15 protein-coding genes are annotated in these 14,179 nt (G+C 69.9%); 6 read left to right on the plus strand and 9 right to left on the minus strand.

Annotated elements, in window-relative coordinates; genetic code table 11:
• Window positions 1–3 precede the first annotated feature (3 nt).
• The 4 genes from atpD to ACUKCB_RS27155 all read left to right on the plus strand — a co-directional run bounded on the left by atpD (window position 4) and on the right by ACUKCB_RS27155 (window position 2,832).
• A complete protein-coding gene (gene atpD / locus ACUKCB_RS27140) occupies window positions 4–1,449 on the plus strand; it encodes a F0F1 ATP synthase subunit beta (protein ID WP_191274531.1) in 1,446 nt (481 codons plus the stop codon).
• Between the two features lie 129 nt (window positions 1,450–1,578).
• The gene (locus tag ACUKCB_RS27145; RefSeq protein ID WP_473038356.1) at window positions 1,579–1,968 is read left to right on the plus strand and encodes a F0F1 ATP synthase subunit epsilon; all 390 of its coding nucleotides are present in this window, start codon (window positions 1,579–1,581) and stop codon (window positions 1,966–1,968) included.
• A 22-nt stretch (window positions 1,969–1,990) separates the two neighbouring features.
• Window positions 1,991–2,479, plus strand: a complete 489-nt coding sequence (locus ACUKCB_RS27150; RefSeq protein WP_473038357.1) for a DUF2550 domain-containing protein — start codon at window positions 1,991–1,993, stop codon at window positions 2,477–2,479.
• 47 nt (window positions 2,480–2,526) lie between these two features.
• Window positions 2,527–2,832, plus strand: a complete 306-nt coding sequence (locus ACUKCB_RS27155; protein ID WP_473038358.1) for an MTH1187 family thiamine-binding protein — start codon at window positions 2,527–2,529, stop codon at window positions 2,830–2,832.
• A 42-nt stretch (window positions 2,833–2,874) separates the two neighbouring features.
• On the opposite strand, the gene ACUKCB_RS27160 is transcribed toward ACUKCB_RS27155, so the two are convergent.
• The 9 genes from ACUKCB_RS27160 to nucS all read right to left on the minus strand — a co-directional run bounded on the left by ACUKCB_RS27160 (window position 2,875) and on the right by nucS (window position 11,552).
• Complete coding sequence (locus ACUKCB_RS27160; RefSeq protein WP_473038359.1) at window positions 2,875–3,351, minus strand: hypothetical protein; 477 nt, start codon at window positions 3,349–3,351, stop codon at window positions 2,875–2,877.
• Between the two features lie 152 nt (window positions 3,352–3,503).
• Window positions 3,504–4,100: a cob(I)yrinic acid a,c-diamide adenosyltransferase gene (locus ACUKCB_RS27165; protein WP_191274542.1), complete on the minus strand. Its 597-nt coding sequence runs from the start codon at window positions 4,098–4,100 to the stop codon at window positions 3,504–3,506.
• A gap of 336 nt (window positions 4,101–4,436) precedes the next feature.
• The gene (locus ACUKCB_RS27170) at window positions 4,437–5,960 is read right to left on the minus strand and encodes a M28 family peptidase (RefSeq protein WP_473038360.1); all 1,524 of its coding nucleotides are present in this window, start codon (window positions 5,958–5,960) and stop codon (window positions 4,437–4,439) included.
• A 230-nt stretch (window positions 5,961–6,190) separates the two neighbouring features.
• Entirely contained in the window at window positions 6,191–6,859 is a 669-nt protein-coding gene (locus ACUKCB_RS27175) for a DUF1707 SHOCT-like domain-containing protein (protein ID WP_473038361.1), read from the minus strand.
• 96 nt (window positions 6,860–6,955) lie between these two features.
• Window positions 6,956–7,591 (minus strand): response regulator, encoded by a 636-nt coding sequence (locus ACUKCB_RS27180; protein WP_473038362.1) that lies wholly within the window; start codon window positions 7,589–7,591, stop codon window positions 6,956–6,958.
• Window positions 7,588–8,946 (minus strand): sensor histidine kinase, encoded by a 1,359-nt coding sequence (locus tag ACUKCB_RS27185; protein ID WP_473038363.1) that lies wholly within the window; start codon window positions 8,944–8,946, stop codon window positions 7,588–7,590. The genes ACUKCB_RS27180 and ACUKCB_RS27185 overlap by 4 nt, the downstream gene beginning before the upstream one ends.
• Window positions 8,943–9,818 (minus strand): ABC transporter permease, encoded by an 876-nt coding sequence (locus ACUKCB_RS27190; protein ID WP_473038364.1) that lies wholly within the window; start codon window positions 9,816–9,818, stop codon window positions 8,943–8,945. Before ACUKCB_RS27190 ends, ACUKCB_RS27185 begins: the two co-directional genes overlap by 4 nt.
• Window positions 9,815–10,681, minus strand: coding sequence for an ABC transporter ATP-binding protein (locus tag ACUKCB_RS27195; RefSeq protein WP_473038365.1), 867 nt, complete (start codon window positions 10,679–10,681; stop codon window positions 9,815–9,817). The genes ACUKCB_RS27190 and ACUKCB_RS27195 overlap by 4 nt, the downstream gene beginning before the upstream one ends.
• 193 nt (window positions 10,682–10,874) lie before the next feature.
• A complete protein-coding gene (gene nucS, locus ACUKCB_RS27200) occupies window positions 10,875–11,552 on the minus strand; it encodes an endonuclease NucS (RefSeq protein ID WP_452547360.1) in 678 nt (225 codons plus the stop codon).
• Window positions 11,553–11,646: 94 nt separating this feature from the next.
• Here nucS and ACUKCB_RS27205 point away from each other — a divergent pair, with 94 nt between their 5' ends.
• A complete protein-coding gene (locus ACUKCB_RS27205) occupies window positions 11,647–12,864 on the plus strand; it encodes an MFS transporter (RefSeq protein WP_473038366.1) in 1,218 nt (405 codons plus the stop codon).
• 56 nt (window positions 12,865–12,920) lie between these two features.
• Window positions 12,921–14,138: a 3-hydroxyacyl-CoA dehydrogenase gene (locus ACUKCB_RS27210; protein ID WP_473038367.1), complete on the plus strand. Its 1,218-nt coding sequence runs from the start codon at window positions 12,921–12,923 to the stop codon at window positions 14,136–14,138.
• Window positions 14,139–14,179: the final 41 nt, after the last annotated feature.

Here is a 14,179-nt window from a genome sequence, read left to right on the forward strand (position 1 = left end):
GAAGTGACTGCGACAGTTGAAGGTTCGGCCGGCGCTGGCACCGCCACCGGCCGCATCGCCCGGGTCACCGGCCCGGTCGTCGACGTGGAGTTCCCCGTCGGCTCCCTGCCCGGCATCTACAACGCCCTGCACACCGATGTCAGCATCGGCGGCACCAACAAGGTCATCACCCTGGAGGTCGCCCAGCACCTGGGTGACAACCTGGTGCGGGCCATCTCCCTCGCCCCTCAGGACGGCATGGTCCGTGGCGCCGAGGTCCGCGACACCGGTGCGCCCATCAGCGTGCCCGTCGGCGACGTCGTCAAGGGCCACGTGTTCAACACCCTGGGCGAGTCCATGGACGTGCCCTCGTCCGAGCTCGGCGCGACCGAGTACTGGCCGATCCACCGCAAGGCTCCCGCCTTCGACCAGCTCGAGTCCAAGACCGAGATGATGGTCACGGGCATCAAGGTGATCGACCTCCTCACCCCGTACGTGCGCGGTGGGAAGATCGGCCTCTTCGGTGGCGCGGGTGTGGGCAAGACGGTGCTCATCCAGGAGATGATCACCCGTATCGCCCGTAACTTCGGTGGTGTGTCCGTGTTCGCCGGTGTCGGTGAGCGCACCCGTGAGGGTACGGACCTCTTCCTGGAGATGGACGAGATGGGCGTCCTCCCGGACACCGCGCTCGTCTTCGGCCAGATGGACGAGCCCCCGGGCACCCGTCTGCGCGTGGCGCTCTCGGCTCTGACGATGGCGGAGTACTTCCGCGACGTCCAGAACCAGGACGTGCTGCTCTTCATCGACAACATCTTCCGTTTCACCCAGGCCGGTATGGAGGTCTCCACGCTGCTGGGTCGTATGCCCTCGGCCGTGGGTTACCAGCCCAACCTGGCTGACGAGATGGGTCAGCTCCAGGAGCGGATCACCTCGACGCGGGGCCACTCGATCACCTCGATGCAGGCGATCTACGTCCCCGCGGACGACTACACCGACCCCGCTCCGGCGACCACCTTCGCCCACCTGGACGCGACGACCGAGCTCTCCCGCCCGATCTCGCAGAAGGGCATCTACCCGGCGGTCGACCCGCTGGCCTCCACCTCCCGTATCCTCGACCCGCAGTACGTGGGCGAGGAGCACTACGCGGTGGCCCAGCGAGTCAAGGAGATCCTGCAGCGCAACAACGACCTGCAGGACCAGATCGCCATCCTGGGTATGGACGAGCTGTCCGAAGAGGACAAGATCATCGTCAACCGGGCGCGTCGCCTGGAGCGTTTCCTCTCGCAGAACATGTTCGTGGCCGAGAAGTTCACCGGCAACCCGGGCGTGTTCGTGCCGCTGGAGGAGACCATCGCCTCCTTCAAGGCGCTCTGTGACGGTGAGTACGACCACCTTCCCGAGCAGGCCTTCCTCGATGTCGGCAACATCGACATGGTCGTCGAGAAGGCCAAGAAGCTGCAGGAAGGCTAGTACTGCGCGTCAGTGTCCCCCCGCTCCGGGAGCGGAGGGCGACGGGCGGGGCTAGTTCCCAGGCGGGGTCGGGTATCGGTTCGTACTCGACCCCGCCGAACCCACCCGCTAGCCGAGGAGTTTGTGGCAGTGTCGAAGAAGCTTTTCGTCGAGATCGTCTCTCCGGACCGTGAGGTTTGGGCGGGCGAGGGCGACATGGTCATCGCGAAGACCGTCGAGGGCGAGATCGGCGTTCAGCCCGGGCACGTCCCGGTGCTGTCGCTTCTGGCCGAGGACGCGGTCGTTCGTGTCCTGGGCGCACGTGAGACCGGCGAGGTCCGGGTGGCCGCCCACGGCGGTTTCGTCTCGGTCTCGGGCGAGGGACGGATCTCCGTTCTCGCCGAGAGCGCCGAGCTCGCCGAGGACATCGATGTGGACCGTGCGCGCGAGGCGCTGAAGGGTGCGAGCGAGTCGGGCGACAGCCTGGCCGTGGCTCGTGCGCGCAGTCGCCTGCGTGCTGCTGGCGAGGAAGTCGCCTAGCCGAGTCAGGGGGCAACGAGACGTGGGTGTGGAACCGCTGCAGGGAACGTCGTGGTTGGAGTCCTTGTGGTGGGTGGGCCTCGCCCTCCTCGTCGCCGTCGCGCTGGTGCTGGTCGCCGGCGCGATGCGACGGTTCGTGCTGCTGCGCAGCGGCGGTGCCGTCGAGTGTTACCTGCGTGCGCGCGGGGCGAAGGGACGCCGGGGCTCCTGGCGGATCGGTTTCGGCCGGTACGGTTCGGAGCACCTGGGCTGGTTCCCGATCCTCTCGCTCAGACCGCGGCCGACAGCGAGGCTGTCGCGCCGCGGTCTTGTCGTTGTGGGGCGCCGTTCCCCCGGGGCGGAGGACGCCCATCTGCCCCCCGACGTCACCGTTCTGGAGATCGGCTGGCTGGCCGAGGACGGCAGTGAGCCCCGCGAGGCGACCTACGAGGTGGCCATGGGCGAGAGCGTGCTCACCGGGTTCCTGTCGTGGATCGAGTCGATGCCCCCCGGAACCCGCTGGGAGGCGTGACGCCGTGGCAGGTTCACATGGGCGGGCCCGTGTGTTTGCATGGGCCCATGAGTACGATCGTCGCTTTCTCCGTATCCCCGCTCGGTACCGGTGACTCCGTCGCCCCGGCCGTGGCACGCGCAGTCAAGGTGGTGCGTGAGAGCGGTCTTTCCAACGAGACCTCGGCCATGTTCACCACCGTCGAGGGCGAGTGGGACGAGGTCATGGAAGTCGTCAAGCGCGCGGTGGAGGCCGCGGGCGAGGGCGCTGACCGGGTGAGCATGACCCTCAAGGCCGACGTGCGCAAGGGCGTCACCGACGGACTGCACAGCAAGGTGGAGGCCGTCGAGCGCGAACTCGACGACCTCCGGTAGAACTCGTGGGCCGGTGGCCCCGACCGGGCACCGGCCCCCGGGTCAGCTCCGTACGGTTTCACCGACGGGCGCACCGACGCGCGTGCTGAAGTAGTCCTTCGCCGCACGCCGGAAGAGCAGGCCCGCCACCACGAACGCGAGGATCGCGGAGATGACGGCGCCCGGACCGTAGACCATGGGGATCATCAGGGCCAGGTTGGCCACACCGAAAACGGCGTTGACACCGATGGTGAGTGGACGGGCCCGGGGCTTGCCCTTGCCGACCATCACGGCCAGGACCGTCGCGGCCACGGCGTAGACCAGGCAGACCGCGCCTCCCAGGTAGATGGCCCAGACGTTCTGCTCGGCCGTTTCGGCCACGGCGTCCATCTCCGCCGGCATCTGCTCCATCAGGTTGGTGCCCTCGACGACGAAGGCACCGAAGAGTGTCATCGCTCCGATGAAGAGCTGGTAGACAGCGATCAGGATCAGCAGTACCAGAACGGCGACGACGCTGCCAGGTTTGGCCTTCGTGTACATGTGCCCCTTCCTTTTGTTCGGGGGAATCACTCACACGAGGCCCTAACCGATGCATGGCGGCTCACACGTGCTCACCGGAGAAAAGCGTCTCCGCGCAGCCAACGGCGCCCTGGGGTGGCCGGTCCTGAGGCTTTGCCGGCCCGAAGAGGGCTCTACCGCTCCCCTCCGGGCTGCCAGAGGACCTCGTCGCCGTCCCGGGCGACGTACCGGCCGAGGATGAACAGCAGGTCCGAGAGCCGGTTCAGGTACTGCGCGGTGAGCGGGTTGACGCTGTCCCCGTGCTCCTCGATCGCCGCCCAGACGGCGCGTTCGGCGCGGCGGACCACGATACGGGCCGTGTGGACCAGGGCGACGGTGGGCGAGCCGCCGGGCAGGATGAAGCTGCGCAGGGTCGGCAGGCCCTCGTTGTAGGTGTCGCAGGCCTCCTCCAGCCGGGTGACGTACTCCGGTAGGACGCGCAGCGGGGGGAACTCGGGGTCGGGCACGATCGGAGTGGACAGGTCCGCGCCCAGGTCGAAGAGCTCGTTCTGCACGCGTCCCAGCAGGACGCGTACGTCCTCGGGCAGGTCGCCCACGGCCAGTGCGACACCGATGGCGGCGTTGGCCTCCTCCGTGTCCGCGTAGCCCACGAGCCGGGTGTCGTTCTTGTTGGTCCTGCTCATGTCGCCGAGCGCCGTGGTGCCCGCGTCGCCGGTGCGGGTGTAGATCTTCGACAGCACGACCGGCTTGTCAGTGTCCCGTTTGGTCATGGCACTCACCCTAGGGGTGGGGGGCTCCCGACCGGGGGGAGGGGCTGGGCACGGAGACATCACAGAGGATAACTGTTCAGTCTCGAGGGGTGAAGGTGACCTGTCTCACTGATACCTTTTGGCATGAGGGAGCTACTCACCGTAGTTTCCGGCGGTGTCCGTGCAAGGTGCACCCGGGCGGAGCAGAGGGGGCCGCCCGGGAGACCGTGTGGAGGGGGAGGCACCGCGAGGGCGGGCGGCGTGGAACCGGGGGGTTCACGCCGCCCGCCCTCACCCGTGTCCAGGACGGGTCGCTCCGGGAGCTCGGCTACGGGGCGTACGTTCGCCCGCTCAGCCCTACCGCACCCAGGCGTCGCCCTTGCGGGGCAGGTCGACCTCGACGGCCGACATGGTCAGCACACCGTTGACGGGCAGGGTGCTGTCGGCGAAGAACTCAACGCCGTGTGCGCCCGCGGCCGACAGTTCGGCGACCGCGTCCCAGTTGATGTGCTCCAGGGTGTCGTCCGCCGTGTGGTAGTACGGGTCGAACGTCTCACCCGCGGTGCCGCCGTACCATCCGGCCTGCTCCTCGGTCTTGACGCCGTCGGCGCCGCTGAACAGGCCGCCGGAGGCCACACCGGCCTGCATGAAGGCGAGGTAGTCGCTGCGGCCGCTGAGCACGCCGGGCTCGCTGACCTGGCCCTGCCCCTCGAAGTAGTCCTCGAAGACCTTGGCGATCGCGCCGGAGCCCGAGGGGGCGCCGCCGGACTCCGGCAGCTCCATCCGGCCGTCGAGCACGAAGCGGCCGTAGTTGTGCGAGCCGATCATGTCGAAGTTGAGGTAGAGCGCGACGTCGTCGAGCTCGTCCTCCGTCAGGTCCGCCACGTACTCGGTGGAGCCGACCAGGCCGTCCTCCTCGGTGCCCCAGAAGGCGAAGCGGACCTTGTTGTTCGGGGCCTCCTGTTGGGCCAGCTGGATGGCGGTCTCCAGCAGGAAGGCCGAGCCGCTGCCGTTGTCGTTGATCCCCGGGCCGTCCTCGACGCTGTCCAGGTGGCCGCCGACGACCACCACGTTGTCGTCACGTCCGCCGGGGGTCTCGGCGAGGATGCTGTAGGAGCTCTCCTGCTCGACCTCGGAGTCGACGGCGACCCGGAGCTCCAGGTCGGGGATCGACAGCAGGTCCGCGCCGACCAGGCCGGAGACGCCGACCGCGGGGATGTCGGACAGTTCGCTGACGGTGCCGAGGAAGACCTCGTCCTCGTTGTTGACCACCAGGGCCGCCGAGGCGCCGGCGTCCGCGGCGTTCTGCACCTTCTGCGCGAACGCGCAGGCGCCGCGGACGGTGATGGCGATCGCGCCCTCGGGGAAGTCGGCGAAGTCGTCCGCGGAGCAGCCACTCTCCGAGCTGTCGGGGTTGACCGCGACCGCCGGGGCGGTCACGTCACCGGCACCGGAGTAGCTCATGGTGACGTAGTCCTCGTCGAGCTCGTACGGGTGCTGTTTCGGCGCGGTCTGTTCCAGGACGGCGGGTGTGTTCTCGACCCAGGACTCGTACTCGTAGTCGTGTCTGTAGGGCTCGTAGCCGGCTCTTTCGAGCTGGTCCTCGATGTACATCGCGGCCACGTCGTAGCCGGGGGTGCCGGTCGCACGGTTGCCGCCGTTGTACTCGGCGATGGTGTTGAGGTTGACCAGGTGGGACTCGATGGCGTCCGCGGTCACCAGGTCGGGGAGCGCGACCTCGTCGGCGTGGGCGGGGGAGCTCGCCAGAGTGCCCGCGGCCATCAGCAGGGCGGCGATTCCCGCTGTCGTCGCGGTGCGCCGCCGGGGGGAAAGGGACGAACCCGCTCTGTCGAGCGAGTGTCCGGGGTTGCTCGGATGCACGATCTTCCTCCGGTTCACGGGGGTCCACCGCTCCATGGTGTTGGGGGATGGACACCTGGGGTGGGCGAGGTACCGGAGAAGCCTCGCAGTCGTGGGGGTCCGCGGCAAGACATGGACCGGGACATTGCCACAATCAGCCACAGACCTTACGCAAAGGGTGCACACTGTGGTTGGATAGATGGCCCAAAAAGCCCAAATTGTCTTATTGCAAGGGGCTTCGAGGCTGGAGGCTACTCGCCTTCCTGATGCTTGCGCGCTCGGTACTCGACACCGACCCCGCCCATCACCGCGACACCCCGGACGTGCACGATCGGGGCGTCCGGGTCCACCACGCTGGGGGTGTTCCCCTCGACCCCGAAACCGCCCATCACCGGCAGGCCGTGCACGCGCACCTGGATGTCGTCGGGCACGACGATCCCGACGCCGCCCATGACCGTGCAGATCCAGATGGTGGTCTCGCGCTGGGTGAACCGGGCCTCGCGCAGGTCGAGTTCGATACCGCCCATCACCGCGGCCGCGACGAACACGGGCGGAACGACCCAGTTCCCGGACCGGTCGGCGCCGCCCATGAGGACGAGGGCGCTGCGGCTGGTGGCGGGTTGGTCGACGATCCGGCTCGCACCGTAGACCGGTCGGGGTGAACGGAAGTCCGTCGGGACCGGAGCGTTCGTGGGGGAGGAACCGGTACTCGGCAGGTCCTCGGTGAGGGGGACGAGTTCGCCGACGGTCTTGGCCCGGTACACCGAGTCCAGTCGGTCGCTGTGTTCGTCGGGGTCCAGGCGTCCCTCGGCCAGGGCCTCGCGGAGCAGGTGCGCGACGGCGTCACGGTCGGCGTCCGAGGCGCGCATCCGACCGTTCCCGTCCTCGTGGGGGGTGATTTGGCTCATCGGTTCCACCATATTCCGATTCTTCTCCGCACGGCAGGGTGCGGCATCGGGGAAAGCCCCTGAGACACCCCTGAAGTTCGGGGCGCCCGGTCAGGGATCGGCCGGGGGCTACTGCTCGGGGAGCAGGCCGCGGCGGAGCGCTCGGGACACCGCGGCGGTCCGGTCGCCGACCCCCAGCTTCTCGTAGACCCGCATCAGATGGGTCTTCACCGTGGTGGGACTGATGTGCAGCACTCGGCCGATCGCCGCGTTGGTACGCCCGTCCGCGGCCAGCCGCAGCACCTCCACCTCGCGGGGGGAGAGCGCGGGCCCCTCCGGTTCGGTGCGCTGCCGCATCCCGGTGAGCAGCTTGCCCGCGAGCCGGCCGCTCAGCACCGTCTCGCCCCGGGCGGCAGAACGGACGGCGTCGGCCAACTCCGCGCGCGGAGTGTCCTTGAGCAGGTAGCCGGTGGCGCCCGCCTCGACCGCGCGCAGGATGTCGGTGTCGGTGTCGTAGGTGGTGAGTACCAGGACGTGCACGTCCTGGTACCCGGCGCGGATGCGCTCGGTCGCCGCCACGCCGTCGCCTCCGGGCATACGCAGGTCCATGAGTACGACCTGCGGCCGCAGTTCGGCGACCCGGGCCACGGCCTCGGGGCCGGAACCGGCCTCACCGACGATGTCCAGGTCGGGTTCGGTGCTGAGCATGCCGCGGATGCCCTCACGGACCACGGGGTGGTCGTCCACCAGAAGGACGCGGATCATGGTGCGGTTTCCTCTCGGACGGTGTGGGGCCGCTCCTGGTGCCCGGCCCCGTCGGGGCCGTCGGACCCGCTGCAGGGCCCGGTGTCGGCGGTTTCCTCGTGCGGCAGGACCAGGCGGACGGTGGTGCCGCGGCCGGGGGTGGAACCGATCTCCAGAACGCCGCCCACGCTCTGGGCGCGGTGGTGCATGTTGGCCAGTCCGTTGCCGTGGGCGGGCCGCGTGGGATCGAAGCCCAGCCCGTCGTCCTCGACGGTCAACCGCACGCCGACGTCGGTGTAGGCGAGGGCGACCCGGGCGTTGCCGGCCCCGGAGTGCTTGCGGACGTTGGCCAGGGCCTCCTGCGCGGTGCGCAGCAGACAGATCCGGAGGTCGTTGGGGAGTTCCTCCGGGGAGCCGGTGACCTCGGCGGCCACGGAGATACCGAGTTCGCGGCCGAGGCGTTCGCAGATGCGCCGGATCGAGGCGTCCAGGCCCTCATCGTCCAACCGGACCGGTTGACGGGTGGCCACCATGGCGCGGGTCTCGGCGAGGTTTTCCGCCGCGGTTTCGCGCATCAGCGCCAGGTGGCGCCGAGCGGTCGCGGGGTCGCTGTCCAGCTCCGACTCCACGGCCTGGGTGAGGGTGATGATGCTGGTGAACCCCTGGGCCAGGGTGTCGTGCATCTCCCGGGCCAGGTGCTCGCGCTCGGCCAGCGCCCCGGCCTCCTGGGACAGGCGGGAGACCTCCTGGCGGCTGCGGCGCAGTTCCTCGATCAGCTCGTACCGCTCGGCGCTCTGCACGACGATCCGCTCGAACCAGGTGCCGAACCACAGGGCGAAGCCGAGAATCACTCCGTTGATCAGGAAGGTCACCCCGACGTCGCCCCACCCCCGCTGCCCGGTCAGGCCCTGGAGCAGTGCGGGCAGGAGCAGGACCACGCCTATGACGGGGACAGCGAGACGGCTGCCCAACGCCATGAAGGCGAGCGGACTGATCGCCACCATGATGAAGGTCAGCGTCGGGTTGAGGACCACCGCGGGCACGGTCGGCGCGAGCAGGGCGAGCGCCAGGGTCAGGGGGCCGACCCACTTCGGGCGCTCTCCCTCCGAGGCGATGTAGCTCCTGGCCAGGGCGTAGTACACGACGATGACCGTGACCATCAGCGCCGCGGTCAACCACCGCCACTCCTGTGGGCCGGTGACCAGTGCGAGCACGACGAGGCCGCACATCGCGGTGGTGAAGTACACGTCCCACCAGACGCCGGGCTCGAAGGCGTGCCTTTCGACCGGTGCCCCCTCGGCGCCCGGTCCGGGAACGGTGGACACCGGGGGCACGGTCTCGTCCGGCTCCGGGGCCCGGTCCCTCATCGTGGTCATCCGTCCTTACGGGTCTTCCAGCGGAACGTCAGCAGGGTCAGCACCAAGCCCACCACACACCAGGCCCCCAGGGCCACGGCGACCAGGTGCAGATCCCAGGCACCGGACGGTTCCACGGCGGCCATCTGTTCGGGGAAGAACGCGGCGCGCAGCCCCTGGGCCATCCACAGCAGCGGGAAGAGGGAGGCCCCGGTCAGGACCCATTCGGGCAGGGCGATCACCGGGACGAAGATGCCCGAGGTGAACTGCAGGACCAGGAACGGGACGACGACCACGGTCGAGGCGGCCTGGGTGGTGCGGGCCAGCGAGCTGACCGCGATACCCAGCAGGGAGCAGCTGACGGTGCCGAGCACGAACACCCAGGCGATGGTGGCCCACGCCGTCACGGTGGTGGGCAGGCCGGCGTCGAAGAGGAGCCATCCCATCCCCAGCAGCAGGCCGACCTGGCCCAGGGCGAGGAACAGCACCAGGACGGTCTTGCCGACGAAGTAGGCGCTGGGCGGCATCGGGGTGCCGCGCAGCCTGCGCAGACCGCCGTACTCGCGCTCGCTCGCGATGGTGGTGCCCAGGGTCTGGAAGCTCACCGACATCAGGCCCATGGCGATCAGGCCGGGCAGGTAGTAGTCGACCGCGGGCATGCCCATGTCGAACATGCCGTCGAAGATGGACGCGAACATGGCCAGGATCAGCGCGGGGAGGGAGAAGGTGAAGACCACGCTCTCCCATTCGCGGCAGAACGTGCGGATCTCCAGCCACCCCCGGGACAGCCCCACCCGGAGCACACCGGGCGGACGGTCGCGGTGGGCGCGGGGATCGGGGGTCCGGGCGGCCCCGGTCGACAGCTGGCCGTGGTCAGTGGTCGGAGTCCTCATACCGCGGCCTCCTCGGCCTCGTCGGTGTCCTTGACCATCCCGAGGTAGATCTCCTCCAGAGTGGGACGGTGCACGCTCAGCTCCGGCACCTCACCGGTGAAGCGCCCGGCCAGCTCGGATACCACCCGGGTGGGTTCGTCGGTCAGGATCTCCTGGTGCCCGCCGTCCTCCAGCCAGCCGACCGTGGCCTGGGCGGAGGCGCGTCCGCCCAGTGCCGCGGGGGAATCCACGGCCCGGATCCGGCCGTGGGCGATCACGCACACCCGGTCGGCCAGTTCCTCGGCCTCCTCCAGGTAGTGGGTGGTCAGGACGATGGTGGTGCCCCCGGCTGCCAGGTCCCGGATGAGCCCCCAGAACTCGCGTCTGGCCCGGGGGTCGAAACCGGTGGTCGGCTCGTCCAGGAAGAGGAGTTCGGGCCGGCCGACGATGCCCAGGGCCACGTCCAGGCGGCGCCGCTGACCGCCGGAGAGGGACTCGGCGAGATCCTTGGCCTTGTGCCCCAGCCCGACCAGTTCGATGACCGCGTCGGGGTCGTGGGGGAGCGGGTAGTACCCGGCGAAGTGCCGGACGACGTCGCGCACCGCGAGCTTGGGGACCATCGTCTCCTGCTGCCAGACGATGCCGACGCGGGAGCGCCACTCGCGTCCGGCCCTGCCGGGGTCCTCACCCAGGACCCGGGCGGAGCCGCCGTCGCGGTGCCGGAAGCCCTCCAGGATTTCGACGGTGGTGCTCTTCCCGGCGCCGTTGGGGCCGAGGAAGGAGAAGATCTCGCCCCGCGCGATGCTCAGGTCGATCCCCGCGACGGCCTCGGTGTCGCCGTACTTCTTCCTGAGGCCCTTGGCCTCGATGACTGTCTCGCTCATGTTCCGAGCCTCCCGTCCCCGGGCGCGCCCGGGTATCCGCCGGGAAGGCGGACCGGTGTCCTCCGGGCGGAGGACACCGGTCCCCCGGTGGCACGCCCCCGGGGGCCGACAGCACTCCGCCCCCGGGCGCGGGGTGCGCAGCCGGGGGCGGTGGGGTGCGGGGTCGGTCGGTGGCGGCCGGATCCGGGCCGGGTCAGAACAGGCGCAGGGTGTCGGGTTCGATGCCGCGCAGCTCGTCGTAGTCCAGGACCACGCAGGTGATGCCGCGGTCCTCGGCGAGGACCTTCGCCTGGGGTTTGATCTCCTGGGCGGCGAACACGCCGGTCACCGGCGCCAGCGAGGGGTCCCGGTTGAGGAGTTCGAGGTAGCGGGTGAGCTGCTCCACCCCGTCGATGTCCCCGCGCCGTTTGAGCTCCACCGCGACGGTGTTGCTCTCCCCGTCGCGGCACAGGATGTCCACGGGGCCGATGGCGGTGGGGTACTCGCGACGGATGAGCGTGTAGCCCTCGCCGAGCGTGGAGATGTGTTCGGCGAGCAGCTCCTGGAGATGGGCCTCGACGCCGTCCTTCTGCAGGCCGGGGTCCTTGCCCAGCTCGTGCGAGGAGTCGTGCATGACCTCCTCGATGGTCAGCACGAGCTTCTCACCGGACTTGCTGTGCGTGACCGTCCACACGTCGGGGCCGTCCTCGACCGCCTCCTCGCGGACCTTGCACGGCGGGTTCATCCAGTTGAGCGGCTTGAACGCCCGGTCGTCGGCATGGATGGACACGCTCCCGTCGGCCTTGATGAGGATCAGGCGGGGAGCCATGGGCAGATGGGCGGTGAGCCGGCCGACGTAGTCGACACTGCACCGCGCGATGACGAGACGCACGGGAGGTCACGTTACCGCCTCCGCCGCGTACACGGAGCCGGTTCGCGGGTGAACCGGGGCGCGGGAGGGCGCCGCTCCTGCCTAGGCTGTCCGGATGCCGGTGCGAAATCGTTGGACGGTCCTGTCGATCAGCATGGTCGCCCAGGTGGCCAGTGTCTCGGCGATGTTCGGGGTGCCGGTCGTGCTGCCGCAGCTGCGGGAGGCCTTCGGGGTCACCACGGCACAGGCGGGCGTGCTGGCCGGGCTGCCCTCGTTCGGGCTGCTGTTGACGCTCCTGCTGTGGGGCGTGGTCATCGACCGGGTGGGCGAGCGGGCGACGATGGCGCTGAGCCTGTTCCTCACGGCGGGCGCGCTCGGGCTGCTCTGGACCGTGTCGCAGTTGTGGGGCGCGGCGGTGGTCCTGCTGCTTGTCGGGGCGGTCGGCGGCCCGGTGAACGCGGCCAGCGGGCGCTTGGTCCTGACCTGGTTCGTCCGGCGGGAGCGCGGGTTGGCCATGGGGATCCGCCAGTCCGCGCTGCCGCTGGGCGTAGGGCTCTCCGCCCTGGTGATGCCCTGGGCGGCCCAGGCGTGGGGGTTCGTCGGGGCGATGACGCTCCCGGCCGTGCTCGCACTGATCGCCGTTCCGCTCGTGCTCGCGACGGCCCCGGCGCCGGGGCCCGCCGAACGGAGCCGGGAACAACCCTCGGACACCCCGGGTGCCGCGGCCGACGCCGCTCCGGGTGATTCGCCCTACCGCAGGTGGCCGATCTGGCGGGTGCACGGCGTGAGCATGCTCCTCGGGGTTCCGCAGATCACCCTGATGGTCTACACGGTGATCTACCTGGTGCAGGAACAGGGGTGGAGCCCGCCGGCCGCCGGAGCGGTGGTCGCTGCCGCGCAGGTCCCCGGGGCGGCGGGGCGCCTGTTCCTCGGGGCGTGGTCGGACCGGACCGGGAACCGGATGCGGCCGGTCCGGTGGCTGGCCGTCGTCTCCGGGGCCGCCCTGGTCCTGCTCACCCTGCTGCCGCACGCCTGGGGGTGGACGGCGGTGCCGCTGGTCCTGTCCTGCCTGGTCCTCACGATGTGGCACAACGGCCTGACCTTCGTCTCCGTGGCGGAGATCGCCGGAACGGCATGGGCTGGGCGGGCCCTGGCCGTGCAGAACTGGCTCCAGGCGATCAGCACGACCCTGACCCCCGTGTTGATGGCCGCGGTGATCACCCTCGCTGGACTGCCCTCCGTGTTCGCGGTGGCCGCGGTGTTCTCCGCCCTGGCCGTGGCCGTGGTACCGGTCGGCCCCCGGGGCGGACCACGCCGTATTACCACGCAGTAGTACAGATGTGGTCCCCATGCGCGGGCAGGGGGCCCGAGGCGTCTAAGGTGGGGCCCATGGTGCAGGAATTTGACAAGGTCGGCGTCGTAGGACTGGGCACGATGGGTGCAGGCATCGCTGAGGTGTTCGCCAGGGCCGGGTTCAACGTCGTCGGGGTCGAGATCGACCAGGCCGCCCTCGACCGCGGCCGTGGTCACGTGGACAAGTCCCTCTCGCGTGCGGTCAGCAAGGGCAAACTCACCGAGGAGGAGCGCGCGGCGATCGACGCCCGCCTGACCTTCTCCACGTCCCGCGAGGAGCTCGCGGACGCGGACTTCGTCGTCGAGGCCGTCCCCGAACGCATGGACATCAAGCGTGACGTGTTCGGCGACCTCGACCGGATCTGTGCGCCGGGCACGATCCTGGCGACCAACACCTCCTCGCTCTCGGTCACCGAGATCGCGGCGCTGACCGACCGCCCCGAAAAGGTCGTCGGTCTGCACTTCTTCAACCCGGCTCCGGTGATGAAGTTGGCCGAGGTCATCACCACGGTCTCCACCAGCGCGGAGACCACCGACATTGTCACCGAGGTCGCCAAACGCATCGGCAAGACCCCGGTCGCGGTCGGCGACCGCGGCGGCTTCGTCGCCAACGCCCTGCTGGTGCCCTACATCAACGACGCGATCCGCCTCTACGAGCGCCGGATCGCCACCCGCGAGGAGATCGACGAGTCCGTCAAGAAGGCCGCCGGCCTTCCCATGGGCCCGCTCGCCCTCGCCGACATGGTCGGCCTGGACGTGTGCCTGGCCGTCATGGACGTCCTCTGGGGCGAGTTCCGCGACCCGCGCTACGTCGCCTCCCCGCTGCTGCGCCGCATGGTCGCGGCCGGGCACCTGGGCCGTAAGGCCGGCCAGGGCTTCTACACGGGCAAGGACGACCCGGCCGAGCCCCAGCGGACCGGTCGCCTCGCCCAGATGGTGCGCGAGGAGGAAACCCTCGACCTGGGCGAGATGCTCATCGCGCCACAGATCGACGACGCCCTGCGCATGATCGGCGACGGTTACGCCTCCGCCAAGGACGTCGACACCGCCATGCGGTTCGGCTGCGGCTACCCGAAGGGCCCCACCGAGCTTCTCCAGGAGCGCGGTGCGGAGTCCGTCATCACCACCCTGGTGGCGATGTCGGAGTACAGCCTCACCACCATCGCGGTGCCCGCCCCGCTGCTCATGGACCAGCTGCCCGACGCCGACGAGGCAACCTCGCACGGCAGCGGCGGCTGCGCCTGCGGCAACTAGGGCCCGCCGCCGGGCCCCGTCCCGGCGAGCCCGCCCAGCGG

The sequence above is a fragment of the Nocardiopsis moroccensis genome, from assembly GCF_055763695.1.

Excerpts from the sequence above, each read along its gene's own strand:
- ACUKCB_RS27155 (WP_473038358.1), top strand. The coding sequence starts at position 2,527 with ATGAGTACGATCGTCGCTTTCTCCGTATCCCCGCTCGGTACCGGTGAC.
- ACUKCB_RS27160 (WP_473038359.1), bottom strand. The coding sequence starts at position 3,351 with ATGTACACGAAGGCCAAACCTGGCAGCGTCGTCGCCGTTCTGGTACTG.
- ACUKCB_RS27165 (WP_191274542.1), bottom strand. The coding sequence starts at position 4,100 with ATGACCAAACGGGACACTGACAAGCCGGTCGTGCTGTCGAAGATCTAC.
- ACUKCB_RS27175 (WP_473038361.1), bottom strand. The coding sequence starts at position 6,859 with ATGGTGGAACCGATGAGCCAAATCACCCCCCACGAGGACGGGAACGGT.
- ACUKCB_RS27180 (WP_473038362.1), bottom strand. The coding sequence starts at position 7,591 with ATGATCCGCGTCCTTCTGGTGGACGACCACCCCGTGGTCCGTGAGGGC.
- ACUKCB_RS27185 (WP_473038363.1), bottom strand. The coding sequence starts at position 8,946 with ATGACCACGATGAGGGACCGGGCCCCGGAGCCGGACGAGACCGTGCCC.
- ACUKCB_RS27190 (WP_473038364.1), bottom strand. The coding sequence starts at position 9,818 with ATGAGGACTCCGACCACTGACCACGGCCAGCTGTCGACCGGGGCCGCC.
- ACUKCB_RS27195 (WP_473038365.1), bottom strand. The coding sequence starts at position 10,681 with ATGAGCGAGACAGTCATCGAGGCCAAGGGCCTCAGGAAGAAGTACGGC.
- ACUKCB_RS27205 (WP_473038366.1), top strand. The coding sequence starts at position 11,647 with ATGCCGGTGCGAAATCGTTGGACGGTCCTGTCGATCAGCATGGTCGCC.
- ACUKCB_RS27210 (WP_473038367.1), top strand. The coding sequence starts at position 12,921 with ATGGTGCAGGAATTTGACAAGGTCGGCGTCGTAGGACTGGGCACGATG.